Source organism: Plesiocystis pacifica SIR-1 (assembly GCF_000170895.1).
GTDB classification, from domain to species: Bacteria; Myxococcota_A; Polyangia; order Nannocystales; family Nannocystaceae; genus Plesiocystis; species Plesiocystis pacifica.
Genome location: NZ_ABCS01000005.1, coordinates 44,462 through 68,905, shown reverse-complemented (window position 1 = coordinate 68,905; position 24,444 = coordinate 44,462). Strand labels below are relative to the sequence as shown.

At 71.4% G+C, this 24,444-nt stretch carries 18 protein-coding genes; 4 read left to right on the top strand and 14 right to left on the bottom strand.

Annotated elements, in window-relative coordinates; translation table 11 throughout:
- Window positions 1–35 precede the first annotated feature (35 nt).
- Window positions 36–1,628, top strand: a complete 1,593-nt coding sequence (locus PPSIR1_RS03930; protein WP_157595170.1) for a tetratricopeptide repeat protein — start codon at window positions 36–38, stop codon at window positions 1,626–1,628.
- Here the strand turns inward: PPSIR1_RS03930 and PPSIR1_RS47335 are convergent.
- The 9 genes from PPSIR1_RS47335 to PPSIR1_RS03885 all read right to left on the bottom strand — a co-directional run bounded on the left by PPSIR1_RS47335 (window position 1,596) and on the right by PPSIR1_RS03885 (window position 15,313).
- The gene (locus tag PPSIR1_RS47335; protein WP_006969689.1) at window positions 1,596–2,237 is read right to left on the bottom strand and encodes a Maf family protein; all 642 of its coding nucleotides are present in this window, start codon (window positions 2,235–2,237) and stop codon (window positions 1,596–1,598) included. The two genes, PPSIR1_RS03930 and PPSIR1_RS47335, sit on opposite strands and share 33 nt — an antisense overlap.
- Window positions 2,234–4,291 carry a serine/threonine protein kinase gene (locus tag PPSIR1_RS41755; RefSeq protein WP_006969688.1) on the bottom strand — a complete coding sequence of 686 codons (2,058 nt, stop codon included), beginning with the start codon at window positions 4,289–4,291 and terminating at the stop codon, window positions 2,234–2,236. Before PPSIR1_RS41755 ends, PPSIR1_RS47335 begins: the two co-directional genes overlap by 4 nt.
- A 200-nt stretch (window positions 4,292–4,491) precedes the next feature.
- A complete protein-coding gene (locus PPSIR1_RS03915; RefSeq protein WP_006969687.1) occupies window positions 4,492–7,950 on the bottom strand; it encodes a serine/threonine-protein kinase in 3,459 nt (1,152 codons plus the stop codon).
- Between the two features lie 445 nt (window positions 7,951–8,395).
- Window positions 8,396–9,247, bottom strand: coding sequence for an enoyl-CoA hydratase/isomerase family protein (locus tag PPSIR1_RS41750; protein WP_006969686.1), 852 nt, complete (start codon window positions 9,245–9,247; stop codon window positions 8,396–8,398).
- 340 nt (window positions 9,248–9,587) lie between these two features.
- Window positions 9,588–10,301 (bottom strand): hypothetical protein, encoded by a 714-nt coding sequence (locus PPSIR1_RS03905; RefSeq protein ID WP_006969685.1) that lies wholly within the window; start codon window positions 10,299–10,301, stop codon window positions 9,588–9,590.
- Window positions 10,302–10,837: 536 nt separating this feature from the next.
- Window positions 10,838–11,653, bottom strand: a complete 816-nt coding sequence (locus PPSIR1_RS41745) for a hypothetical protein (protein WP_006969684.1) — start codon at window positions 11,651–11,653, stop codon at window positions 10,838–10,840.
- The gene (locus tag PPSIR1_RS03895; RefSeq protein WP_045115334.1) at window positions 11,650–12,195 is read right to left on the bottom strand and encodes an RNA polymerase sigma factor; all 546 of its coding nucleotides are present in this window, start codon (window positions 12,193–12,195) and stop codon (window positions 11,650–11,652) included. Before PPSIR1_RS03895 ends, PPSIR1_RS41745 begins: the two co-directional genes overlap by 4 nt.
- Complete coding sequence (locus PPSIR1_RS03890; RefSeq protein ID WP_006969682.1) at window positions 12,192–13,364, bottom strand: hypothetical protein; 1,173 nt, start codon at window positions 13,362–13,364, stop codon at window positions 12,192–12,194. The genes PPSIR1_RS03895 and PPSIR1_RS03890 overlap by 4 nt, the downstream gene beginning before the upstream one ends.
- A gap of 140 nt (window positions 13,365–13,504) precedes the next feature.
- The gene (locus PPSIR1_RS03885; protein ID WP_006969681.1) at window positions 13,505–15,313 is read right to left on the bottom strand and encodes a hypothetical protein; all 1,809 of its coding nucleotides are present in this window, start codon (window positions 15,311–15,313) and stop codon (window positions 13,505–13,507) included.
- A 446-nt stretch (window positions 15,314–15,759) separates the two neighbouring features.
- Here PPSIR1_RS03885 and nhaD point away from each other — a divergent pair, with 446 nt between their 5' ends.
- On the top strand, window positions 15,760–17,043 hold the full coding sequence (gene nhaD, locus PPSIR1_RS03880; protein ID WP_006969680.1) for a sodium:proton antiporter NhaD: 1,284 nt from the start codon (window positions 15,760–15,762) through the stop codon (window positions 17,041–17,043).
- Window positions 17,044–17,118: 75 nt separating this feature from the next.
- On the top strand, window positions 17,119–18,663 hold the full coding sequence (locus PPSIR1_RS03875; RefSeq protein WP_157595169.1) for a hypothetical protein: 1,545 nt from the start codon (window positions 17,119–17,121) through the stop codon (window positions 18,661–18,663).
- 15 nt (window positions 18,664–18,678) lie between these two features.
- On the opposite strand, the gene PPSIR1_RS03870 is transcribed toward PPSIR1_RS03875, so the two are convergent.
- From PPSIR1_RS03870 to PPSIR1_RS49070, 5 genes are all read right to left on the bottom strand, one after another.
- A complete protein-coding gene (locus PPSIR1_RS03870; protein WP_045115348.1) occupies window positions 18,679–19,704 on the bottom strand; it encodes an aldo/keto reductase in 1,026 nt (341 codons plus the stop codon).
- A gap of 61 nt (window positions 19,705–19,765) precedes the next feature.
- Window positions 19,766–20,305, bottom strand: a complete 540-nt coding sequence (locus tag PPSIR1_RS03865; RefSeq protein WP_006969677.1) for a hypothetical protein — start codon at window positions 20,303–20,305, stop codon at window positions 19,766–19,768.
- Entirely contained in the window at window positions 20,302–21,039 is a 738-nt protein-coding gene (locus tag PPSIR1_RS03860; protein ID WP_006969676.1) for a hypothetical protein, read from the bottom strand. Before PPSIR1_RS03860 ends, PPSIR1_RS03865 begins: the two co-directional genes overlap by 4 nt.
- Complete coding sequence (locus PPSIR1_RS03855; protein WP_006969675.1) at window positions 21,039–21,623, bottom strand: RNA polymerase sigma factor; 585 nt, start codon at window positions 21,621–21,623, stop codon at window positions 21,039–21,041. The genes PPSIR1_RS03860 and PPSIR1_RS03855 overlap by 1 nt, the downstream gene beginning before the upstream one ends.
- Window positions 21,620–22,651 carry a hypothetical protein gene (locus PPSIR1_RS49070; RefSeq protein WP_006969674.1) on the bottom strand — a complete coding sequence of 344 codons (1,032 nt, stop codon included), beginning with the start codon at window positions 22,649–22,651 and terminating at the stop codon, window positions 21,620–21,622. Before PPSIR1_RS49070 ends, PPSIR1_RS03855 begins: the two co-directional genes overlap by 4 nt.
- 138 nt (window positions 22,652–22,789) lie before the next feature.
- Here PPSIR1_RS49070 and PPSIR1_RS03845 point away from each other — a divergent pair, with 138 nt between their 5' ends.
- The gene (locus tag PPSIR1_RS03845) at window positions 22,790–24,430 is read left to right on the top strand and encodes an FG-GAP repeat domain-containing protein (RefSeq protein ID WP_006969673.1); all 1,641 of its coding nucleotides are present in this window, start codon (window positions 22,790–22,792) and stop codon (window positions 24,428–24,430) included.
- The last annotated feature ends 14 nt before the right edge of the window (window positions 24,431–24,444 follow it).

Below are 24,444 nucleotides of genomic sequence, written 5' to 3'. Positions count from 1 at the left end.
ACCGAGGGGGGCGGGCCGTGGAGTACAGTTCGCCCATGCCCCACGCTTCGTCCTCCGTGCGACTCCGAGGCCCGGCCTGGCTGGGGAGGCTGTCCCAGCCGATCTTTCTCGCAGGCGCGCTCACGGTGGCGCTCACGGCCGCTGGGGGTGGCTGCAAGCCCGACGCCGAGGCGCCTTCGGCCGAAACGCCGGCCGAGTTGGAGGCCAAGGCGGCGGCCGAGCCCGGGCCGACCCCCTCAGCGGGGGAGGCGGAAGAGGCGGAGGAGGCGGATCCCGCGGAGGGCGCAGGCGCGGCGGTCCACGAGCTGGGCAGCGAGGCGGAACCCACCAAGCAGGCCGCGGCCAAGCCCGATGCCGAGGCCGCGAAGGAGGTCCGCCGGCGCCTGGCCGTCGAGCTGGAGGCGGGCCGGGCGAAGGCGCGGGCCAAGGACTACGCCGGGGCCATGGCGCACCTCGAGGCGGCCCTCGAGATCGATCCTGGCCACGTGGCGACCCTCGGCGAGCTCGGCTGGGCGGCCTTTCGGGCCGGCGAGCTCGCCCTCGCCCGGCGCACGACCCTGGCGGGCCTGGCCCACGCGCCCACGGACGACCAGCGCGGCATGCTGCTCTACAACCTCGGGCGCATCGACGAGGCCGAGGGCTTCCCCGAGACGGCGAAGGCCCGCTACCGCCGCTCGCTCCAGTTTCGCGACAACGCCATCGTCCGTGAGCGCCTGGCGGGGCTCGAGGCGGGCCCGGCAGCGGAGGGCTCCGAGACCACTGGGACTGCTGAGACTGCCGGCGCGCCGTCTGGTGGCGTCGCGGTCGAGGTCGCGGCCCTGGCCGACGCCGAGCTCGAGCGGGCGCTGCACGGGGGCCTCGCCGTCCTCGCCCGCGACCTCCCCGACCTCGACGCCGTGTGCGCCACCCTCGCGGGCTCGAGCAACTGCTCGACGACCGCGGGCGTCGACGCCGACGTCGACGAGGGGGCGGCCTGCACCTGCGCCCCGACCCTGCACGCCACGCCCGGCCCCGAGGACTCGAGCTGGGGGCTGATCCACTTCGAGGCCCGGGATCTGTTCCACGAGGCCTTCGAGCACCCCGTCGTCCAGACGGCCGGGGGCTGGACCGTGTTCGCGGCCGTGGCCTACGCCTACAACCCCGGCGCCTTCGGGATCTACGAGGACGTCGAGGTCCGCCCGACGCGGACGGTGCCCGCGGGTCCAAAGCTGGGCTGGGTGCTGGTCCTCGACCTGGCCAAGTCGCGCCACGACCACGACATCGGCCTCAACGAGACACAGAGCCACGCGGACGAGCGCCTGGTGCTGTGCGCCCGGGAGCGCGAGGGGGCCCGGCGGGCGGCGTGCACCCGGCCGATCCTGCGCAGCGTCGAGGCGAGCCGGGAGATCCTCCACGAGGAGATCGAGGCCGAGCTCGACGAGCCCTTCGACCACTCGGGCGTGCCCTGGTCCCGCCGCTACTCGGCGCGGATCAGCGTGGTCGGGGCGCAGCTGCGCGTCGCGGACGTGCAGCGCTCGGACATGGACGTGAAGCTCCCGCGCGAGACCTTCACGGGTCAGCTGATGCTCGGCGCGGGCGAGCGGCCGCTGATGGAGCTACTGGGGCTCGCCGACGTCGCCGGGCAGTAGCCCCGCGCCGCGCAGCAGCCGGCACACGGCGAGCAGGGGCAGGCCCATGATGCTCGTGAAGTCGCCGCCCTCGATGCGCTCGAACAAGCGGATGCCGGCGTCCTCGATGTGGTAGGCGCCGCAGCTGTCGACGGGCCGGTAGCGCTCGGCGTAGGCCTGGGCCTCCGCGTGGCCGAAGGCCCGCATGGTCAGGCGCTGCTCGTCGATGGCGTGGCGCTGGGCTTGGCTCTGGGGCCCGCGCAGGTGGTGGAGGACCACGGCGGTGATCAGCCGGTGCTCGCGGCCGGCGAGGCGCATGAGCTGATCCGCGGCCGCCTCGACGGTCCCCGGCTTGTGCAGGACCACGTCGCGCCCGCGCTCGCGCAGCACGGCGAGCTGATCGGCCGCGAGCACCCAGGCCTCGCCCTCGACGACCGCGGCGCTGGCCACGGCCTTGCCCCGGGCCAGGCGCAGGGCGAAGGCCTCGGGTCCGTCGGCCTCGAAGTGGTGGTCCTCGGCGCGCTCGTCGTAGGGCGGGGCGCACTGACCGAAGGGCAGATCCAGGCGGGCGAGGAGCTCGGCCCGCCAGCGCGAGGTGCTGGCGAGGATCAGCGGGAGCGGCTCGTTCACCGCTTCTTTTTCTTCTTGGTGGTCGTGTACTTCGCCGTCTCTTCGGCGAACGCGACGCGGTAGGCCGCGCGCACGATCTCGAGCTTGGTCCCGAGGTCCTGACAGGTGGCCGCGTCCGCGTTCTCGCTGTCTTCGGTGCTCGGGGGCTCGAGCTTGGCGTTGAAGATGTGCTCGACGAAGTACATGTCCTTGGCCTTGCCGACGGCGTCGAGGGTGTCCGCGAAGGCGACGCAGGGCTGGGGCGCGTCCTTGGCCTGGTAGAGGTCGCGGGCGAGGTTCAGGCGACGATCGACGCGCTTGAAGCTGTCCTCGCTGGACTCGAGCTCGTTGAGCACGCGGTGGCGGTCGACCCAGCCGAGCACCTTCTTGGGGTTGTCGACGTTGACCAGCTCGAGCAGGAAGGTGTGGCCGCTCTCGCCGAGCTTTTGCACGGCCAGGTCGATGGCCTGCTCCTGGAGCTTGGAGTTGCGCAGCAGGTCGTAGAGCTCGCCGTAGAAGTTGGGGTCCTCGATGAGCTTGGGGTCGCCCTCGAGGGCGGCGGCGTAGCGCTCGAGGGCGGTGACCTTGCTGCTCGTCGAGCGCTTCATCGCCCGGGCCTTGCCCTCGCGCCACAGCAGCTGGGTGTTCTCGGGGTTCTCGTCGAGGGCCGGGCGGATGAGCTCGAGGGCGGCCTCGGAGTCGCCGCCCGTGAGCGCCTGGTCGATGGCGATGAGGGTGTCCTCGTCGACCTGGTGCTTGGCCTCCCCGGTGCCCGCCTTGGGCTCGTCGGTCTTGGTGGCCACGGCCGCGCCGGTGTCCGCCTCGCTGAGCTCGTCGTCGTCGCCGCCGAGGGAGCCGATGAGCACGATCAGCAAGATGAAGCCGAGCGCCCCGCCGCCGAGGATCGGGCCCCACTTGCGCGGGTTCTCCTTGACCATCTCGATGAACTCGAGCACTCGGGGCTCGGCGATGGCGTAGAGCTCCTTGGCCTGGGCGACGACCTTGTCGACGAAGCTGGCCTCGGGAGCGGGGCCCGGGCTCGCGGCGGTCATCACCGGGACCGTCGCCGCGCCGGGGGAGGTGCCCGCCCGGGGGTGGGAGTCGCTGGGCACGCCGCCGGGTCCGTAGATGTCGCGCGGGTCGACGATGCCGGTGTCCTCGGGGTTGAAGGCCACGGGCACGCCGGCCTCGGCGGCGAGCTGGGAGTGGACGGCCTGGAGGGCCTTGCGGGCAGCGCGGGCGTTCGGGTAGCGCTGGTCCCGGCCCTTGGCCATCATGGTCGACACGACCTGCGCTAGGGTCTCGGGCACGCTCGCGGGCAGGGGCGGCGGGTCGAGGCTGACCTGCATGCGGATCAGCGAGACCGGGTCCTCGTGGTCGAAGGGGACCTCGCCGGCGAGCATCTGGTAGAGCATCACGCCCGCGGAGTAGACGTCGGTGCGCTGGTCGATCTCCGAGCCGGTGGCCTGCTCGGGGCTCATGTAGTGGGGCGTGCCGAACACCAGGCCCATGCGGGTCAGCGGCTGGACGGTCTCGTCGTCCACGTCCTCGTCGACGATCTTGGCGATGCCAAAGTCGACGAGCTTGAGGGTCTCGGCGCCCTCGTGGTCCTGGGTCACGAACACGTTCTCGGGCTTGAGGTCCCGGTGGATCACGCCGTTGGCGTGGGCGTGCTCGAGGCCCCGGAGGATCTGCACCTCGAGCTCGATGGCCCGCAGGGGGTCGAGGGGGCCGGTCAGCAGGTCGCCGAGCTCCTGGCCCGAGAGCAGCTGCATGACCATGTACTTCATCCCGTCGTCGGTCGAGCCGAACTCGGTCACCGGGATGATGTTGGGGTGGTCGAGGCGGGCGGCGCTCTGGGCCTCGCGATCGAAGCGCTTGGACATGTCCTCGTTGGACAGCAGCTCCGGGTGGAGCACCTTGACCGCCACGTCACGCTTGAGCAGGAGGTGGTGGGCCTGGAAGACCGCGCCCATGCCCCCGACGCCCAACAGGCTGTCGACCCGATAGCTCCCCGCCAGCGTCGTGCCGATCAGGGACTCGAGCTCTCCAGCTTGTTGTGCAGCCTCGCTCACGAGCCTTACATACTATCCGACGCTAGAGATTGCATGTGCCGCCACCCGCTCGCGGCGTAACGCTCGTGCAAACGCCCGTGAGCGCGGGCTGGCACCCGCTGTGGTCCAGTTGCAGGGTTGGGTCGAGCGCGCTCGACGGGGCCTCCACGCGCGAGCACACATGTGCGAGCCACCCGAAAGGGCGGCCCAGAAATATTCACTCAGCCGATCGGCCGGGTGCGGACCGTGTCTTCGTCGGGCGCGCTGTCCACCACACCCAGAGAGCTGGCCTCGATGAAGGTGGGGTTGATGTCCCGCTCGATGCGCGCGAGCGCGTCCTGGGCCCAGTGGACGAAGGAGATCTCGTTGGTCGAGTGGAAGTCGGCGAGCATCTCTTCGAGCTCGCGCCGCGCCCTCGGGGTGTGCCCGGTCATGTGCGCGACCTCGGCGTCGAGCAGGCGCAGCTGCTGGAGCGTGACCTGATCGCCGCTCGCCGCCTGCATGGCCTTGCGCGAGGCGGCGATGAGCTCGGCGCCCTCTTCCACGCGGCCGAGGCGGGCGAGGGTGTAGCCGAGGAAGCCGCGGTTGAGCAGCACGGCCTGGTCGAGGCCGAACAGCGAGGCGATGCTCATGGCCTCGCGGAAGGTCTCGGCGGCCTGCTCGAGCTGGCCGTTGCGCAGGTAGAGGTCGCCGAGGTTGTGCAGCGGCGTGTGCAGCAGGCGGGACACCCTGGCCGCGCGCAGGCCCTCGATGGCGCGCTCGGTCTCGGGGATGGCCCGCTCGGGGTCGCCGCCGAGCACGGCCAGGAAGGCGATGCCCGACAGGTAGCTCTGGCTCTGGACCACGGGCACGCGCGCGGCGATGGGCTTGCCCATCTCGTGCAGGCGCCGGGCCTCGCCGAGCTGGCCCGAGAGCGACAGGCAGCGCAGGCGCACGCCGATGATGTGGCAGACGTCGACGTCGTTGGCGTCGGGGAGATCGAGGATCTCCATGGCCTTGCGCGAGTGCGAGCCGGCGTCCTCGATCTCGCCGGCCTGGAGCAGGACCTCGGCGCGGCGGTTGGCGATGCGCAGTTCGAGCACGCGGTCGCGGGCCTTTTGGGCGGCCTGGGCGGCGCGCTCGAGGCGGTAGAGGGTCAGCTCCTGGTCGTCGACGTACTCGGCGGTGTTGCGGTCGGCGAGGCCGAGCCAAAACAGCGACTGGGCCCGGAAGTCGCGCATCAGCTCGGCGAGCAGGATGCCGGCCTCGTAGTGCGCCGACTCCTTGCGCGGGTCCGAGAGCGCGCCGGCGCCCTGGTTGAGCAGCAGCAGCTTGGCCTCGAGCAGGCGCGGGATCGCGGCCGTGCCCCCGTGCAGGCGCAGCCGGGTGATCAGCCGCTCGAGCACCTCGGCGCCGAGCTGGGCCTGGCCCACGGCGAACAGGCCGGCGGCGGCCTCCTCGAGGGCGTCGACGGCCTCGAGGCCCTCGGCCGCGTCGTCGAGCAGGCGCACCTTCAGGAACACGAAGTTGCTGTCGATGACGTCGAGCTCGTCGATGCGCGCCGCGAGGTCGAGGCGGGTCTCGTCGAGGGAGTCGGCGTAGCGGCCGCGCACGGCCTCGCGCACGGACTCGTGGGCGAGGGTGACCTGGCTCGACATGCCCGTCGCCGAGCGGATGATCAGGCCCTCACCCTCGAGGCGATCGAGGGCCTTGCGGAAGCGGCTGCGTCGCAGGTCGCTGAGCTGGGCGAGCTGCTCCTCGTCGATGGGCGCCTCGACGAGGAAGAGGATGCTGGCGACCTCCCACGCGCTGACCCCCTGGGAGTCGAGGCGGGACTCGCTGCGCTGGGCGAGGGTCTGGTGGAGGTTCTGCGCGGCCGGAGAATTCGAGCGGTAGGCCCAGTTGTCCGCGTCGCGGACCAGGATGCCCTCCTCGATGAGCACGCGCAGGGTCTCGCGGAAGCTCAGCGGGTGGCCGCCGGTGAGGTTGTCGAGGGCCTTGACCAGCTCGGAGATGGCCGGGGTGTCCCCGAGCACGCCGCGCAAGATCGTGAACATCTCGCGGCGCGTGAACGGGCGCAGGTTCCAGGTCTCGGCCAGCTGGTCGCGCTTGAGGCTGGTCAGCAGGGGGGCGAGCTTGGTGTGCGGCGTGGTCGTGGCGCACAGCAACAGCGGCGCCTCGTTGATGTCGATGGCCCGGGCGAGCTGCTCGAAGCGCCCGAACTCCGGCTGGCCCTTGGCGAGCTCCGACAGGTGCAGGGCGAAGGGGCGCTCGCGGCAGGCCTGGATCAGGAACTCCATCAGCTGCCCGACGACCGCGCCCTCGGTCGAGCGCTCGCGGGCGACCTTGACCAGCGCGCTGAAGTTGGCGACGACCTCCGAGCGCTCGCCGAGGGCCGTGGCCAGCTGGAGCACGACGGGCCCGAAGGCGCCCAGGGCCGTGCGCTCCGTGGTCCAGCAGCTGCTCTCGACGAACAGGCCGCCGCCCAGCTGGATCTCGCGGCGCAGCTCCGTGAGCAGCCGGCCCTTGCCCATGCCCTCGGGGGCCTCGATGACCAGGGTGCGGATCAGCCGGGCGCGCCCGCTGCTGCGGCTGGTCTCGGCCGAGTCCACGGGCAAGAGCACGTCCGTCGCCCGGGTCAGCAGCAGGTCGAGGTAGTTTTGCCGGTCGGCGAAGGGCAGGTGCTCGACGAGCACGCGCGCGAACTCGGCCCGGTCTTCCTTGCTGTCCTGGCGCTCGCGGATGTGCGAGGGCTCGCGACGCAGGAGCTCGAGCACGATGCTGCGCGCGCTCTGGGGCCGGCGCTCCGGATCGGCGTGCAGCATGCGGCCGATGAGCTCGGCGACGACCGGCCCAGACTGCTTGAGCAGGGCGCCGGCGAGCTCCGGGCGCCAGTCTTGCTGGGCGCGCAGGGCCTCTTCGAAGTCGCGGGAGGGGAAGGGCTTGGACCCGCGGATCGCCGCGTACATCGTCGCGGCGAGGGAGTAGATGTCCGAGCGGCTGTCGGTCTGCTTGCCGCGGACCTTCTCCGGCGCCGAGAAGCCCGGCGTGCCGAGGATGACCTCCGTCTCCTCTTCGTTCTCGCCCTCGCCACCGCGCAGCACCCGGGCCAGACCAAAGTCGATCAGCTTGGCCTGCGCGGCGCCCTTGCGCTGGGTAACGAGGACGTTGGTCGGCTTGATGTCCTCGTGGACCAGCCCGAGGGCGTGGATGTAATCGAGCGCCCGGGCGAGCTGCACGAACACGTCGACGATGACCTCGCGCGGCTTGTCCTCGAGGAAGTCGCTCAGGTAGACGCCCTCGACCAGCTCCTGCGTGAAGTAGACGCCCTCGAACTCGTCGCAGCGGCCGAACTCGTAGACCGCGGCGAGGTTGGGGTGGTGCAGCTGCGTGAGCAGCCGGAACTCGTCCTTGAACGCCTCCGTGACGTCGTCGTTCTTGGTCGACGGGGCGTTGCTGAAGTTGCGACTCGTCCGCGCGAGGCGTCGGCTGCCCTTGCCAAAGCGCGAGCGCGAAGACGACCCCACGGAGTGCGAGCGGGTTCCCCGCGGGTCCAGAGAGGCGTCGGAGCGGATGACCTTGAGCGCGACCTCGCGATCTTCCAACTCGTCTTCGGCGCGGTAGACCGCGCCGAAGCCCCCTTTCCCGAGGAGCTCCTTAATTTGGTAGCGCCCCGCGATTTTTTTCGGGATTTCGGTCATCGACGCGTTGATGCGCTGGTCGCGGCCGGACTGTAGCCACCGTGCATCGTCGGCACAACTCTGACGCCTCACGGAGACTTTTGGCAACGAACATTTTGAGTGCCTCGAATAACGGTTATTACATCATTCAAAACTCTAGGCTAGCCGTGCACACGTACAGTAGGAACGCGGATCGCTCGCGCTGTCCCTAAGTACGCTGACTGATCCAAAGAGCGTGCTCGTGTGCTGTTTCGAGCGCATGAACACGGTAGTCACGCATGCGCGCAATTACCGAAAAAGAGGCGTGATTGAGGGCTGAGCAGTGCGCTGATTGGCGCATGGCTCTTGGTGTCCTCCACCTGCGCCGGGAGCGGGGGATCCATGAGGAACGTCAGGTCGTGACCAAAAGACCGGCGAGCCGGAAGCGCTCGATCGCGCCGTGAAAAACGCGCTTGGTTTCGACCCTTCAGCGCAGCCGGTGGCGACCCCACGCAGGCGTCTCGCCCTTGCGGATCTCGGCGAAGCTGGACCGCCCGATCGCCGCTTCCCCGCTGTCCACGCAGCGCTCGTAAGCGGCTTCTTCGAGGGCGATCCGCTCGGCCTCGGGGCGGCCGATGCCGCTCAAGAGCGCGGACTTGAAGGCCGCGACGGCGAGGGGGGAGCGGCGGCGCAGCTGCTCGGCGAAGGCTTCGACGCGCGTCAGCCCGAGCTCGATGGTCGCGACCTGCTCTTGGACCAGGCCGATGCGCAGCGCTTCGGCGGCGTCGATCGACTCGCCGGTGCAGCCCAGCCGCAGGGCCTGGGCGGGCCCCACCAGGTTCGCGAGCTCGGCGGTCCCTCGCGCACCGGGGAGGATCCCCAGCCCGGTCTCCGGGAGGGCGAAGCTCGCCGTGTCCGTGGCGATGGAGTAGTCGGCGGTGAGCATGTACTCCGTGCCCCAGCCCAGGGTCACCCCGGTGCTGAGGGCGACGTTGAACAGCGGGAGTCGACGCAGGCGCTGCATCAGCTTGCGCTGGCGGATCACGTGGGCCTTGACCGTGATGTCGTCCCAGCCGACGCGCTCGGTCACGTTCGCGCCGGCGATGAAGATCGGCTTGCCGCGCTTGCTGACGCGCCGGCTGGTCGTGCACAGGCAGGTGATGGCTTGCTCGCGGGCGTGGTCTTCGTCTTCGATGAGCGCGCACAGGGCCTCGAAGGCTGCGAGTTGCTCCGTGCCCATCTCGTTGGCTTTGCCGTGGTCGAGCTCGAGGATGAGCAGCTGACGATCGGCGTCGAGGCGCGGGTGGAGGGCGGCGATGGACGACAGGTCGAGGGCCATGGGCGGGGTTGTACCCCAAGCTTGGTTCACAGGTCGGGGTCGGCTTGGGGAGGGTTTTGGGTGTTGGCCTGCGGTGCTTGGTTGGCTCCGACGGTGCACCGCGGCCTATTCGGCGGGCGCCCTCCCCACTCCTGCGCTCGAGCCGAGCCACGACGAACTGCTCTTCCAAGGCTGTAGGCGGCTCGATGCTCGTCGCAGGGACCCCTCCCGCCGAGCGGCCTGCTCAGGGTTCGCAAGTTGAATGCCGGGGTCTCGAACGAGTTGCGCCGAAATCTAGACGCATGCAGCAGGGTCGAGCCACCACCAAGGACTCAACCAACAATCAACACCCGAGGAAAGCTCAGGGCAGATCCCAGCCACAGCAGCTGTTGATCGCGCTCGGATCCCCCCCAGGATCAACACTACAAACCTGCCCCCGGTTGAAGCAGCTCGCCACCTCCATCCCGTTCACCAGGCAAGTACAGTCACCCCCATCCACGCACTCGACCTCGTAGAGCGGCCCGAAGGTGCACTGCGTCGAGAACTCGCACTCGTTCGATCCCAAGGCCCCGCCGAAGCTGGTCTCGCAGCCGGGGTCCTCGCACTCGCCGAGGGCGGCGTACTCCTCGAAGCAGGGCTCGTCGCCGCCGAAGTCTTCGCAGCTGAGGGCGCCGATGCAGGTGAAGTAGTCCTCGTTGACGGACAGGCAGCTGGGGAATTGCTCGGCGATGTCGGTGAAGGCCTGGACGCAATCGTCGAGGCAGGCCGGATCGTCCTCGCTCAGGCAGGTGTCGAGGACCTGGCACCAGGACTCGCACATGGTGTTCCAGTCGTCCTCTTGGCCCTCGCTCGCCTGCTCGTCGTCGGTGCCGGTGCTTTCGCCGTCGGTGGCGTCCGTCGTGTCGCTCGAGCTGGTGTCGTCGGAGCCCGTCGTCTCCGTGCCGCCGGTGTCGTCGTCGCCGGCTTCATCGGTGCCCACCGGCTTCGTCCCGACGTCGCAGCCGAGCAGAGCGAGGGAGGCGAGGGAGGCGAGGGCGAAGCCGGCGACGGAGCTGAGTCGCGTTTTGGTGGTCATGCCAGTATCGATGCCCGGCCGCCGCGAACTTTGTGATCGAGGTGCCAACTTTGTGGGCCCCGAGTCGGCTCGGTGGTCTCGCTCGTCTCGTCGTCGGTCGTGTCCCCGCGTCTTCACGCGTCCCGTCCTCGCCGCCCGTGGTCGTGGTCTGGCCCGTGTCCACGGAGCCCTCGTCGGCCGTCTGGTGTTCGCCGGCCTCGTCCGTACCCACGGGCTTCGTGCCGACGTCGCAGCCCACCGCGGAGGCGGTCACGAGGCGTGCTGTAGTCGGGGCTCTAGCAGTCGCCCACCCCGGCCGCGCCGGGACCCATGATCCACGAAAGCATCGTCCACGGACTCAGCTGGCGCTGAACCCGTGGGCGGCTGCCTTTCTCGGTAGGACATCGGAGAAGTCCTCACGACACCTCGCTTGGTCTTTTCGCCGAGCTCTTTGTCGCCAAAACTTGCGGTGGGATCCACCACAGCGGCGTTTTGGCTCCGCGATCTCGACGAAAATCCACGGCGCGAGGAGCCGCGATGACTTCTCCGATATCCTGCTAGTTTTGAGCGGGCGCTTTGGGCAGTCCGGGGCAGACGGCACGGACCCGCGGGAGCAGGGGCGACTGGGGCCGGCGCTCGAGCAGCGCGCGGGCCCGAGCTCGGCCCGCGTCGAGCTCTCCGAGCTCGCACGAGGTGATGGCCCACAGCGCGTCGCGCTCGTCGGCGAGGGCTCCAGCGGGGAAGCGCTGGGCGTGGGCGTCGAGCTTGGCGAGGCGTCGGGGGCCGGCGGGGGTGCGTCGAGCCGCGTCGAGCATGGCCACCTCGGCGGCGAGGCTGTCGGGTGTCAGGAGCGGAGTCTGCGTGTCCGTTGGCGGGGCTCGCTCGAGGCGGGGGCGCGCTCGCTTGGCCGGGGCGCGCTCGGAGCCGTGGCTGGGCTCCGCTCGTTCGGCGCTCGCGGGAGTGGGCGCAGACGCGGCGGGCTCGGGGCTGCGCTCGGGCGCCTGGCTCCGAGCGGAGGCTTCGGTCGACGCGCGCGGCTCGGAGGGCGGGCCGGAGCTGGGCAAGACGCGGGCGCCGAGGGCGAGGACCAAGAGCCCGCCAGCGGTCATGGCCGCCGTCGCGCCGATGATCTTGACGACGTGCAGCGCGGCGGCCTTGCCCGAGGCGGCGCCGCCGAGGCCCTCGCTGGGGGCAGGCTCGGGCGCGTCGGGCAGCTCGTCCCAGCCTTCGCCGTCGCTGCCTTCGCCGTCGCCCCCCCCGTCGCCGAGGCTGGCGAGCAGGCCCGCGTAGACCCGGCCCTGGATCTCCGGGGTCGGCTCGCGCTCGGCTCGGAGCTGGGCGAGGGCGCGGTCGAGCTCGTCGGGTCCGCTCATGTCGTGCTCTCCTCGTCGGCGGACGCCAGGCAAGCCCGGGCCGCCGCTCGGGCCTTGCGGACCCGGGAGTAGATGGTGTTGGGGTTGGTCCCGGTCGCCTCGCTGATCTCCCGGAAGCTCATGCCCTCGAGCTCGGCCATGAGGAAGGCCTCGCGGGTGTCGGGGTCGAGGCGCTCGAGGGCGCGGTGGAGGCGGGCGAGGTCGCGGCGGCTGGCGACGCGCTGGTCCGGCGGCGGCGCGTCCTCGGGGCGCGGGAGGGCGGCGAGCTTGCGTCGGTGGCGGTGGTGGCTGCGGCGCTGCCCCGAGGCCACCCGCCGGCAGATGCCGTAGAGCCAGCTGCGCAGGGAGACCTCGGGGTCCCAGCTCCCGAGGCGACGGTGGACGACGATGAACACCTCCTGGGCCGCGTCTTCGGCGACGCCCCGGGGCACGCCGAGGTGCAAGAGGGTCCGCCACACGAACGGGAAGTGCTCGGTGTAGATGGCCTCGAAGGCCTCGCCCAGCCTGGGCGCTCGGCGGGTCGCCCCCACGGATGAACTCATGGCCGGTTCGCCGCGGGTTCTTGACGGGCCCTGCGACTTTTTTTGGCGCCGAGGCGCAGCTCGAAGCCGAGCAGGGCCGAGAGGCCCACGGGGGCGATGTCTCGGACGATGCGGTCGTCGAGGGAGTAGCGCCCGCGCACGAGGCTCGCGGGCAGCTCGAGCTCGACGCCGACGACCACCCGGGCCCCGACGCGGGCGCGCAGCCCCACGCCCGGGACCAGGGCCATCCACGGCAGCCACGCGCGGCGAGCCCCGGGGGTGGGGCCGATGCCCTCGGCCCGCAGACCGCCGCCGGCGAAGCCGAGGCACAGGGGGAACTCCAGGGCCCCGCCGCGGACCGTGGGGACCCCGCAGCCGCGGACGCTGGCGAACAGCGCGTCGTAGCGGGCGACCGCGCCGTCTGTTCCAGAGACGGCCTCGGTCCGCGGCGCGAAGTAGGTCCCGCGCAGGTCGGCCCGCCAGCTCCGGCCCGTCGCGCCGAGGTCGAAGCCCATGGCGAATTGCGAGAGCCCCATGGGCCCGAGGCCGCCGCCGACCTGCACGCCCAGGATGCCGAGCACCGGTCCGCTGGGTCCGGCGTCTTCGAGGTCTCGAAGGGACAGAGTTCGGGGGCTCGGGCCCGTCGGGGCGGGGAGCCCGGGGGGCGTGCGGACGGGGAACTCGGGCTCGCGGGGGCCTTCGACGGGGGAAGGGTCAGGCGCGGGCTCGGGTGGCGTGGGTGTGGGCGGAGGCTCGGCCGTCTCGGGCGCGGTCGTCGAGCGGGGTCGCAGGATGACGCGCGGCGCGGCGTCGTCCCGAGCCACGGGCGCCACGCCTGCGCGGGTCGCCACGGGGTCGAGGCTCACGGCGATCATCAGGGCCGCCGCCTCGGCGAGGGCGTCGCAGCTCGAGGCCGTGAACGCGCGGGCGTCGATCCCCGCGTCGCTCTCGATGCGCAGCGCGATGGTCCAGTCCGACCCGGACTGAGCGATCTCGGCGTGCACGGCCATGCTCGCGCCGTCCTCGGCCGCGCCCACCGGACCGAGCTCGGGGAGCAGCTCGCCCACGGCTGCGACCATGGCTGGGCGCTGGGGACAGGTCTCGGGGGCCTGCCACTCGAGGCTGAGCGTGGGCGGCTCGGCGCGGGCCCTCGGCGTCCACGCGAACAGCCCGAGGCCGAAGGCAAGCAACGCCCACGTGCGGGGCTGCTTACACGCTCTCCCTGGCTCTCGTGTGCGGCGCATGATCGCGTTCCCGCAGCCGACTCGCGCGCCTGCAGGGGTTGATTCTCATGGCTCAGATCGCCGCGCCGAGCAAGGGAGAGCGGCGATCACTCGAGGTGGACCCGGGCGCTCACGCGCAGGTGCGCGGGGTCCGGGCGCGAGAGCTCGAGGGCATCGAGGGCCAGGCCGAGCTCCTCGCTGAGCAGCGCCCCGAGGGCGACGCTGGGCAGGGCCGCGGACCCGGGCTGGAGCTGGGCGTCGACGCGCTCGCGGACCTGGGCGGCGTCGAGGAGCTCGCTGAAGCAGCCGTCGATGCGCGCGTCCTTTCCAGACGCCCCGCTCTCGTTCTGGCCCTCGCGCACGCAGGTCAGGCTCAGGTGCTGGAGGCTCGCGCGCAGGTTCAGCTCGGCCGCGTCGGCGTCCCAGGCCAGGCCCACGCGGCCCCCGACGGCGACGGACAGGGCGCCCCAGCGGGCCTCGATGTCCGCGGGGTCCATGCCCTCGAGGGCGAGCTCCAGGCCGCCGATGCCAAACTCGAAGTCGGCCTCGTTTGGCGCCGCGTTGGGATCGATGCGGGGGCTCAGCGCGGGCGGCCGCGTGGGTCGGAGCCCGGCCAGGCGCAGGGGGGTCCACTCGGACAGCTCGGCGTTGGCGCGCTCGAGGGCCGCGGGCTCGTGGAGCTGCTCGGCGAGGAGCCCCGTGGCCGTCCACTCGTAGAGCAGGGCGTTGATCAGGTCCACGCTCAGGTCGAGCTGGAGGTCGGCGTCGTCGCCCGCAGGCGTTGGCGCGGCCGCGCTGGCGACCACGAAGGGGCCGGAGACGCCGAGGTCGTGGACGCGGGTCGGGCCCTCGGGGCGGTCGGGCTCGATCCACAGCCCCGCGACGACCCCCGTGTGGCGCACCCGAGTCTGCTCGCAAAAGCCCAGCCGCACCCGCGAGCGGGGCTGCCCAGGGATCAGCTCGACGGCCCCGGGCAACAGCTCCACGCCGCTGATCTGCTCGAGGCCGTCCTCGACCTCGGCGCGCACGAGCTCCCGGGCCTTGTCGGTCACGAAGTCGTCGGCGAGCCACCAGCCCACGGCCGCGCCGACGGGGGCCAGGGGCGGCGCGACGATGCCGGCGACCAGCGCTCCCCCGCCCGCGCCCGCCCCCCGGGCTTGGTTGCGCAGCTTGCCGCGAAAGTCGACCTCGCTCAGGGTCACGAGCTTGGCCTGGAGCCGGCTCTGGTCGTCGATGAACAGGGCGACGACGCCGGACACGGCGAGGGTGTTGACGCCGGCGATCTCCAGCTCGAAGCGCAGGGCGTCGTCGCGCAGCTCGAGGGTTGCTTCGCGCAGCTCGGTCTCCGGGCCGAGCTGGTCGACGGCGCGCAGCTGGGGCAGGAGCTCGCGCTCGAGCATGGGCTGGACCAGCGAGCGCAGCAGCGCCTCGGAGGCGCTCAGCTTCAGGTCGCAGCGGGCCTCGGGGGAGGGCGTCGGCCTGGCGAAGTCGCCGACGAGCACCGGCGCGACGGCGCCCTCGTGGCGACCGCCCCGGCGCTCGAGGTCGAGCTCGACGAAGTGCCAGCCAGGCTCGAGGGACTCCAGCCCGAGCCCGAGGGTCCCCGCGTCGAGGTCTCGCCGGGCCTTGCGCCCGTCGAACTCGCCGGGCTCGAGGGTCCGCCCGTCGACGCGCACGGCCACGCGCTCGAGCTCGGACGCGGGCGTGATCCGGGCGGTCCAGCTGGGGCCGCCGCCCGCCGGCGGCGCGGAGCGATCGAGGACCGCCGCGGCCTCGCCGACGTGCACCGCGAAGGGCTCCGCCTCTTCGGCCTGGCGCTCGAGCTCCCGGCTGCCGCCCCAGGTCAGCGCGAGGGCCAGGCCCAGGCCGACGGTGTGGGGCAAGAGCGCGCGGGCGCGGGCGAGGGCGGAGGCCATCGGAGCCCCCAAGCGGCGGCCTCTCCGGTCCATTCCCGGCCCCATGGAGGGAGGCTACCAGAGGTCCGGGAGCGCCGTTCAGGGGCCACGCGGCCCGTGTTGAGCCAGGCCGTGGGGGCGCGCGCAGCCAGATCAATGGCTAGAACAGTTTCCGAACCTGGCCACGCCGCCCACGCTCACGCGAGCCCAGGGCGCCTCGCGCTCGGCGCGAGGACCCGGGTCTGCGTCGCTCGCCGAGCGAAGGCGGGAGGCTGCGCGGAGGATTGGGCCGCTTGGCAACGCGAGCACACCTTGGCCGCGATTGCCGAAGGGTAGCGATTGGCAGTGGCCATTGTGGTTGCCGTTTGGTCTGCGTTGCGGGGCCTCACGCGTGAGCCCTTGAACGCCGCTTTTGGGGGCGTTAGGAAGCGCGCCCGAACAGCAGCCGCGCCACGCGGGACGAGCCAATGGACGCACTCACGACCTACCACTTCGCGATGATCGCCGTGTTCCTCGGAGGCTACGGCGCGATCATCTTCGAGCACCGCCTGCACATCAACAAGGGCGGCGCGGCCTTGCTGCTCGCCGGCACGCTGTGGCTGCTCTACTTCGCCGGCATCGCCGACGACCCCCACGCGGCCGCCCACCAGATCAGCGAGCACCTGTCCGAGGTCAGCCAGATCGTGTTCTTCCTGCTCGGGGCCATGACCCTCGTCGAGGTCATCGACTCCCACGGGGCCTTCCGCCTGGTCACCGACCAGATCCGCACGCGCTCGAAGTGGCGGGTGATGTGGATCCTCGCCGTGCTCGCCTTCTTCATGTCGGCGATGCTCGACAACCTGACCACGACGATCGTCATGGTCTCGCTGCTGCGCCGGATCCTGCCCAACCGCGACAACCGCCTGCTGCTCGGCTCCATGGTCGTGATCGCGGCCAACGCGGGCGGGGCGTGGACGCCCATGGGCGACGTGACCACGACCATGCTGTGGATCGGCGGGCAGGTCACGACCACCGGCGTGATGACGGCGCTGTTCGTGCCCAGCCTGGTCGCGATGATCGTCGCCGTCGTGCTCCTGGGCGTGCGCGAGAAGGGGGGCCACTTCGGCGGCGAGGCCCAGGTCGAGCAGCCGCCCGTGCACGTCGGCGCGCGCCGGGTGCTGAGCCTGGGCCTGGGCGCCTTCGTGGCCGTGCCCGTGCTCAAGACCGTGGTCCACCTCCCGCCCTTCGTGGGCATCCTGCTCGGCCTGGGCGTCATGTGGCTGGTCACCGATCGCCTGCACCGCGCCGACGAGGGCCGGGCCCACGTCAAGGTCGCCCACGCCTTTACCAAGATCGACGTCTCGGGCGTGCTCTTTTTCCTCGGGATCTTGCTGGGCATCGGCGCCCTCGAGAGCGCCGGCTTGCTGACCCTGCTCGCCCAGGGCCTCGACGCGACCACCGACAGCCCGGCGGTCCTCGCCGGCATCATCGGCGTGCTCTCGGCGATCATCGACAACGTCCCCCTCGTCGCCGCGACCATGGGCATGTACCCCGTCGAGGTCTACCCGGTGGACGGGCGCTTTTGGGACCTCATCGCCCTGTGCGCGGGGACGGGCGGGAGCATCCTGATCATCGGCAGCGCGGCCGGGGTCGCGCTCATGGGCATGGAGAAGGTCGACTTCATGTGGTACCTGCGCCGGATCAGCTGGATCGCGCTGGTCTCCTACCTGGCTGGGATGGCGACCTACATCGGCCTGGCGGCCCTGGGCTAGTCGCGGTCACAGGGTAGGATTGTCGTCGGTTCACGGCTCGGTGATCGATCCGCGAGCTCGTGGCACTTGTCCAGCGTGCTCCCCCTTCGCGCCCCCCACCTGACGCTCTCGTTGGCCCTTTTGTGTGTCTTCGCCCCTGCCTGCGGCGGGGACGAGATCGAAGTTCCGCCGCGGGAGGGAGACGCCGCGTGGGTCGTCGTCGGGGTCCGGGACGTCGCGACCGACGCGCGCGAGCTGTGGGCCTTCGACATCAGCGAGCCCGACATGGTGCGCCTCGAGCTGCGCATGAGCGACGAGCCGTCCAGCCTGCGGGGTCGGACCCCCTGGGGCTCGCTGATCGTCAACACGGGCGAGGGTGTGGGCCACAGCCAGCAGCTGCGCCTCGACGCTGACGGGGACCCGGAGTGGGCCCCGCTGCTGCCCGCGGGCGCAAACCCGCGCATCTCTAGCAGGGTCTTCGACGCCGCGGGCGAGCGCATGTTCGCCGCGTCCTACGACAGCTCCGAGGACAGCCAGCAGATCTGGATGGCCGAGTTCGAGGGCGGGGAGCTCGTCGGCGGCGAGCAGCTCGCGTCGACGGCGATCCCGCTGAGCTTCCGGCTCACGCCGAGCGAAGACGCGCTGCTGTGGTTCAGCACCGGCGACGAGCTCTACACGCCGAGCCCGCTGATGATGGCGCCCCTCGAGCCGAGCCTCGGGCCCGCGGAGCCGCTGACAGAGGATTCCATCGATGGCTTCCGGGTCTTCGGGGACAAGCTCTTCGTGCTCATCTTCGACTTCACGGCCGAGAGCGAGCAGGCGACGCAGCTGATCCCGCTCTCGGATCTGCGCGCAGCTGCGACGCCCGGGCCGACCCTCGGCTCCTTCGCGGGCTTCAACGGCGTCGATCTGAGCGAGGACGGCCGCTGGATGTGCGACATCGACGACGACGAGGTCCGGGTGATCGCCTTCGAGGGCGTCGATTTCGGCGAGCGGATCGTGGTCTCTCCCGCGGACCGGCCCCTCGAGGGCAAGTGCGACCTCAGGCGCGCCGACACGCTGCTCTACCCCAGCGGCGCCGACAAGCTCGTGAACGCCATGGTCGCCGTCGACCTCTCGGGCGACGCGCCCGGCGAGGCGGCGGTCGTCGCCGAGGCCCCGGGCGGCCTGCTCGAGCCGACCTTGTCCGGGGACCGCGAGCGCCTGGTCTACCTCGCCGTCGACGGCGACACCCACCGCCTCGAGGTCGCGGAGTTCGACGCTCCGGGGGCGCCCGTCGTCATCGCCGAGCTGACCGCGGACGAGGACAACGAATTCGAGGTCGTCGACGACCGCACGATCCTGCTCGTGGGCGCCGGCGAGGCCACCGACGGCCGCCAGCTCATGCACATCGACCTGGGCGAGGGCCTCGACGCCGCGGCGGCGACGGTGACCCCGCTGGCCGGGGATCTGCCCACGGCGCTGCGCTCGAGCCAGCCCTTTGGGCTGACCCCCGCGGGCGATCAGGTCGTGCTGTTCGCCGAGCCGAGCGGCGGCGAGGGCTTCGAGCTGTGGCGCACCGACGCCCTCGGCGGGCCCTCTTCGCCGATCCGCGACGGGCAGGGGTGGAGCTTCGGCCAGCTGGACTTCCTGGCCGAGTGAGCGCCCGCTGGAGGTCTACCAGCGCCCCTGGACGTTCTTCATGAAGCCGTAGGGGTAGCCGAGCTCGAAGGCGCTGGCCTCGTCGAGGCGCGCCATGTCGGCGTCGCTCAGCGCGAGCTCCGTGGTCGCCAGGTTGTCGTCGAGCTGGGCCTCCGTGCGCGCGCCGAAGATCACCGAGGTGACCGCGTCCTTGCGCAGCAGCCAGGCCAGGGCCACGCGCGCGCAGGTCGAGTCGTGCTCGGCCGCGACCGCGCGCAGGGCCTCGAGGATGGCCCAGTTGCGCGGCTTGTCGAAGCCCTCGTAGCGCTGCTTCCACTTGTCCAGGCGGCTGCCCGCCGGGGCGCCCTGGCCCTGGCTGTACTTGCCCGTCAAGAAGCCGCCCGCCAGGGGCGACCACGGGATGATGCCCAGCTCGTGGCGGCGACAGGTGGGCACGAGCTCGCGCTCGATGTCCCGGCACACCAGGGAGTACTGGGCTTGCAGCGAGACGTAGCGCTCGAGGCGATCGAACTCGCTGCGCATCACCGACTCGGTCAGGCGGTAGGCCGCGTAGTTGCTCGCGCCGATGTAGAGCACCTTGCCCGCGCGGACCAGGTCGTCGAGGGCGCGCAGGGTCTCCTCCTCGGGGGTGTCGATGTCCTGCATGTGGACCTGGTACAGATCGATGCGATCGGTCTGCAGCCGGCGCAGGCTGTCCTCGACGCAGCGGACGATGCGGCGGCGCGAGGCCCCGGTGCCCAGGGGTCCCGGGCCCATGCGGAAGCGGAACTTGGTCGCGAGCACGACCTCGTCGCGGCGCTTGTGCTCGGTGAACCACTTGCCGATCACCCGCTCGGTCAGGCCGTCCTCGCCGTAGACGTCGGCGGTGTCGAAGAAGTTGATGCCCGCGTCGAGGGCCTTGTCCATGATCCGGAACGAGGTCGGCTCGTTCGCGCCCACGCCGTGCATGAACGAGTTCTCGTTGGCCTCGCCAAAGGTCATCGTGCCCAGGCACAAGGTCGAGACCTCGAGCCCACTCCGTCCGAGGTTGCGGTACTCCATGGTGGGCATGGTGCCCTCCCTCCCGGTGGGGCGCACTCCCCACCTGGGCGAGCCGACCCGCTCAGAAGGGGCAGTCAGTCGAGCAATTGGTCTGGGTGCAGGTTGCGAGGGCGTCACAGGCGGGGACGGGCCCCGGGAAGCCGCACTCGATCAGGCACAGCTCGAGGTCGCCGCCCCAAAAGTCCGCGTAGACGCAAAAGGCGTAGCAGCAGCTGTTGCCCTCGACGGCATCGCAGCTCGTCGCGGCGTCGCTGCAGCTGGCGTTGATGCATCCGCCGCAGCCTTCGGGGAAGTAGTCCAGGCAGGCGTTGGTGGGCTCGCCGGTGTCGGTCTCGGATTCGGTGGTGGACTCGGTCGAGTCGGACTCGGAGCTCGAGTCGGACTCGGACGTCGATTCGGCGGCGGACTCGGACTCGGTCGCGCCCGCGTCGGCGTTCTCGTCGGAGGCTCCCGCCGTCGAGCCGGAGCCTTCGCTCGTGCCCGTGCTCGACTCCTCGCCCGTGTCGGCGATGGGCGTGGAGCCGAGGTCGTAGCGGCTGTTTTCGCACCCCGCCATCAGCACGGCGACGGCGACGGCGAGCGATCGGAGCGCGTGGCTCACTCGCCCTCCGCCTTGCAGGCCTCGTCGACCCGTCCCGCGAAGGGCGAGTTTGGATGGCGCGCGCGCCACTGGGTCCGGGCCTGCTCGCGCTCGCTGGCCGTCGCCTTCTCAGACACGCACGCCAGGACCACGCGCATCGCCTTGGCTTCGTCGACGAACACCCCCGAGGGGTAGCGCGCGCGGTGACGCTGGAGCGCCTTGCGGGCCTTGCCGAGCTCGCCCGCGTCGATCGCTGCCTTGGCGGTGACGAGGAGCTCGAGCTCGTCGTCGAAGCTGGTCTCGGGCGCGCTGGCCTTGGTCTTGGCCTTGGCTTTCGTCTTGGGCGGGCGAGCGTCGGTCGGCGTTTCGTCGGTCTCGGTCGGCTGCTCGGGCGCGGCGAGGGGAGGTTGAGGTTGAGGTTGAGGCGCCGCGGTGGCGACGGCGAGCTCGGCCGGTTTGGGCTCGGGCGTCGCGTCGATCTCGCCAACCTCCGCCATCGCGTCGGCCATCGCGTCCGGGATGGGCAGGGGAGCGGAAGCGGGGCGCAGCAAGGCCCAGGGCGCGCCGACGCTCAGCAACAGCACGGGCAGCAGCCACAGCTTCCACGAGGGCCTGGCGCGGCCGGGCGTCGGCGCGTGGGCGGGGCTCGGTCGAGCCAGCGCCGCGGCGATCGCCTCTCGGTTGCGCGCGCGCGCGCTCGGTGGCGGGGTCATGCCGCGGCGCTCGGCCGCGATCAGCTCGTCGATCGATGGCATCAGGTCCCCTCCTCCGTCGCGTGTTTCGTCTGCTGAGCCAGGCGCGCGAGCTCCAGGCGAGCGGTCCGTAGGCGCGCGTAGACGGCCGGCAGCTTGAGCCCGAGGATCTCCGCGACCTCCGGCCCGGTCATGCCTTCGAGCTCGCACAGCAAGAAGACCTCGCGCTTGGGCTCGTCGAGCTGCTCGAGCAGGCGGTGGAGCAGCCGGGCCGCGTCCGAGCGGGCGTAGCCGTCGGGTCCGCGCTCGGGGTGCTCGGCGGCCAGGGCCTCGCGCCGCCGGTAGGCCCGGGCGCGTCCGCGGCGGATGTCCTTGACCACGCGCCGGGCGATGGCGAACAGCCAGGTGCGCACGCTCGAGCGATGCTCGAAGCTGTCGAGCTTGCGCGCGGCGACGACGAAGACCTCCTGGACGGCGTCGTCGATGGCGTCGTCGGGGACGCCGAGGCGCTGGACGCAGCGCCACACGAAGTCGTGCTCGGCCTCGTAGATCGCGTCGAAGTCGATGGCCCGCGCGGCCTCTGGGGCTGGACGCGGCTCCGCGATCGCGCGGACCCGGCGGGCTTGCAGGAGCTCGATCACCGTCATTCGTGGCCGCCCGCCCCGAGTTCCATGTTCGCCTCGGGAGATTTTTTGATCTTGGCGCCCAGCTCGATGGTGAGGCCCAGGAAGGCGCGTGCGCCGGCGGCGCGAGGCTGGAAGACGAGCGTCTGCCCGTCGACGGTGAACTCCGGCCGGCGCAGGGCGATGGGCACCTCGACGCCCAGGTCCAGGTGGACCGCGGGGTGCAGGGTGACCACGAAGGTCGGCGCGACGAGGGCGGCGGCCCACAGCGCGCGGACGGGGGCCGCCTCGCGCAGCTGCGGGGCTTCGGCGAGGATCTGCCCGAGCTCGGCGCCGGCTTCGAGGCGCAAGCCGAGTCGGCGCCACCGCCAGCCGTAGCCGCCGCGAGCCGCGATGGACCAGCGTTGAAAGCGAGCGTCGGCGGTGTCGGCCTCGGGGTCGACGGCGAGGGTGCGGGGCAGGCCGTAGCTCCCGCCGAGGGTCACGCGGGCCGAGCCAATCGCCAGCCCCGCGGCGAGGTCCAGGTCTGCGCCCGCGCCCGGGAGCACGCCCGTCGCAAGGCCGACTCGGGGGCTCAGGACGCCGCGGAGCGATGCTCTCGAGGGCGCGGGCTCTGGCGGCGGGCTCGGCTCTGGCTCGGGTTCGGGTTCGGGTTCGGGTTCGGGCTCTGGCTCGACCTCCTCGACCTCGGCGGGGGGCTCGGCCGCCCGGCCCTCGGTGATCGCCAGGGCCATGACCAGCGCGATGCCCCGGGACAGCTGCGCGCAGTCGTCGTGGCTCAAGCTGCGCTCGCTGTCCCCGTTCGGCGAGCGCAGCTGGAGCCGCGCGTGGAAGGTGGAGCCGCGCGCTTCGATGTCGAGGCGAAAGCGGTACTGCGTCGTGTCGGGGCTCAGAGGGATCTCGAGCAGCGAGTCGACCTCGTCGAGCAGGGCCTGGCGATCGGGGCACTGCGTGGGCCCGCTCCACTCCATTAGCGGCGCGTCGGTCTCGGGCGCTTCGCTGGGGGCGCTCCACAGCAGCGCCCCCACGGCCAACGCCTTCGCCGAGAGCATCCCTCAAGGTGCCAGCTGGCGGCGGTGTTCGGCAAGGTTGGCGACGATCGTGAGAACCCTCCGCAATGAGGCTCGATTGGCCGGCATGGCTCTCGCGAGTCGTGGCCACGAAGTCGTGCTCCCATGACGAATCACTGGATGGACGCGCGCTCGCCCCTGGGTCGAGCCTTGGTGCTGTTGGCGGTCGCTGTTGGCGGATGTGCCAACGACGATGACAACCCCTGGTCGGGCTACACCACGGCCGCGGAGGCCGGGGGCTCCGACGAGATCGGAGACGGCGGAGACGACGAGGGCGGCGACGAGGCCCAGGACGAGGGCTCGAGCGAGGGGGGCGTCAAGCTCGACACCCTCGAAGACGAGACCGAGACCAGCGGCGGCCCGGTGGGCGATCCCTGCCACCTCATCGACGAGCTCGACGGCTACGGGAGCAAGGAGACGGCTCCAGCCGACAGCTTCGAGCCCGCGCTGCAGTGGGCCTGGGAGGGGGAGGACGGCTTCGTCGACGTGCAGGTCAACCCCGTGGTCGCCAACCTCACCGACGACGACCAGGACGGGGACATCGACCTGTGCGACACGCCGGACGTGGTCGTGGTCGCCTACGACGGCTCGGCCAACGCCCGCCTCTACGTGTTCGACGGCGAGACCGGCTCGATCCACTTCATGGTCGAGAGCAGCCCGCAGACCCCCTTTGCCAAGTCTTCGGACCTCGCCCTGGGCGACATCGACGGCGACGGAATCGTCGAGATCATCGTCGGCAGCAGCCTCGCCCTCGAGCACGACGGGACGCCCAAGTGGACCCGCGAGGGGGGCTCGGGCAGGCCCGCCCTCGCCGACATCGACAACGACGGCGACGTCGAGATCATCGACGGGACCCAGGTCATCGATCACCTCGGCAACACGGTGTGGGCCGACCCCTCGGCCATCTCGCTGTACACCGTCGCCGCCGACCTCGACGGCGACGAGGACCAGGAGCTGATCTTCTTCGGCGAGGCGCGGCACCACGACGGCAGCCCCTACTTCGCCTCGTCCGAGCCCGAGTTCACCGACAGCTACTACGGCTTCCCGCAGGTCGCGGACGTCGACGACGACGGCCTGCCCGAGGTCGTCTACACCTCGGACTACGGCCTGACCATCCTCGAGCACGACGGCCAGACCAAGGTCTCGGCCCTGCGACCCACCGGCGAGGAGGTCAGCGTCTACAACTGGAACCGGCCCGCGACCATCCACGACTACGACGGGGACTTCAGCGCGGAGATCGGGCTCAAGACGGGGCTGTCCTACACCGTCGTCGAGCCCACCGGCGCCGTGATCTACGCGACGCCGGTCAACGAGTGGCACAACACCGGCTCCGGCGGGACGGCCTTCGACTTCCTCGGCGACGGCACGGCCGAGGGCATCTACGCCGACAACTACCGGCTGTGGGGCTTTGACGAGGGCGGCTCGGTGGTCTTCGAGGCCACGCGCCAGAGCTTCACCGCGCAGGAGTATCCGATCGTCGTCGACCTCGACAACGACGGCTCGAGCGAGATCGTCGTCACCTCGACCCCCGGCAACTACGACTTCAGCCCGGACTCCTCACCCACGGTGCAGGTGTTCCGCGACGCCGAGGACCGCTGGGTGCCCTCGCGGCGGATCTGGAATCAGCACACCTACCACGTCACCAACGTGCGCGAGGACGGGACCATCCCGCAGGTCGAGATCCCGCACTGGACGACCAACAACACCTTTCGAACCCAAAACCAGATCACGGTCGGGACCACCCCGAAGCCCGTGCCCTGAAACCCGATTGAGAG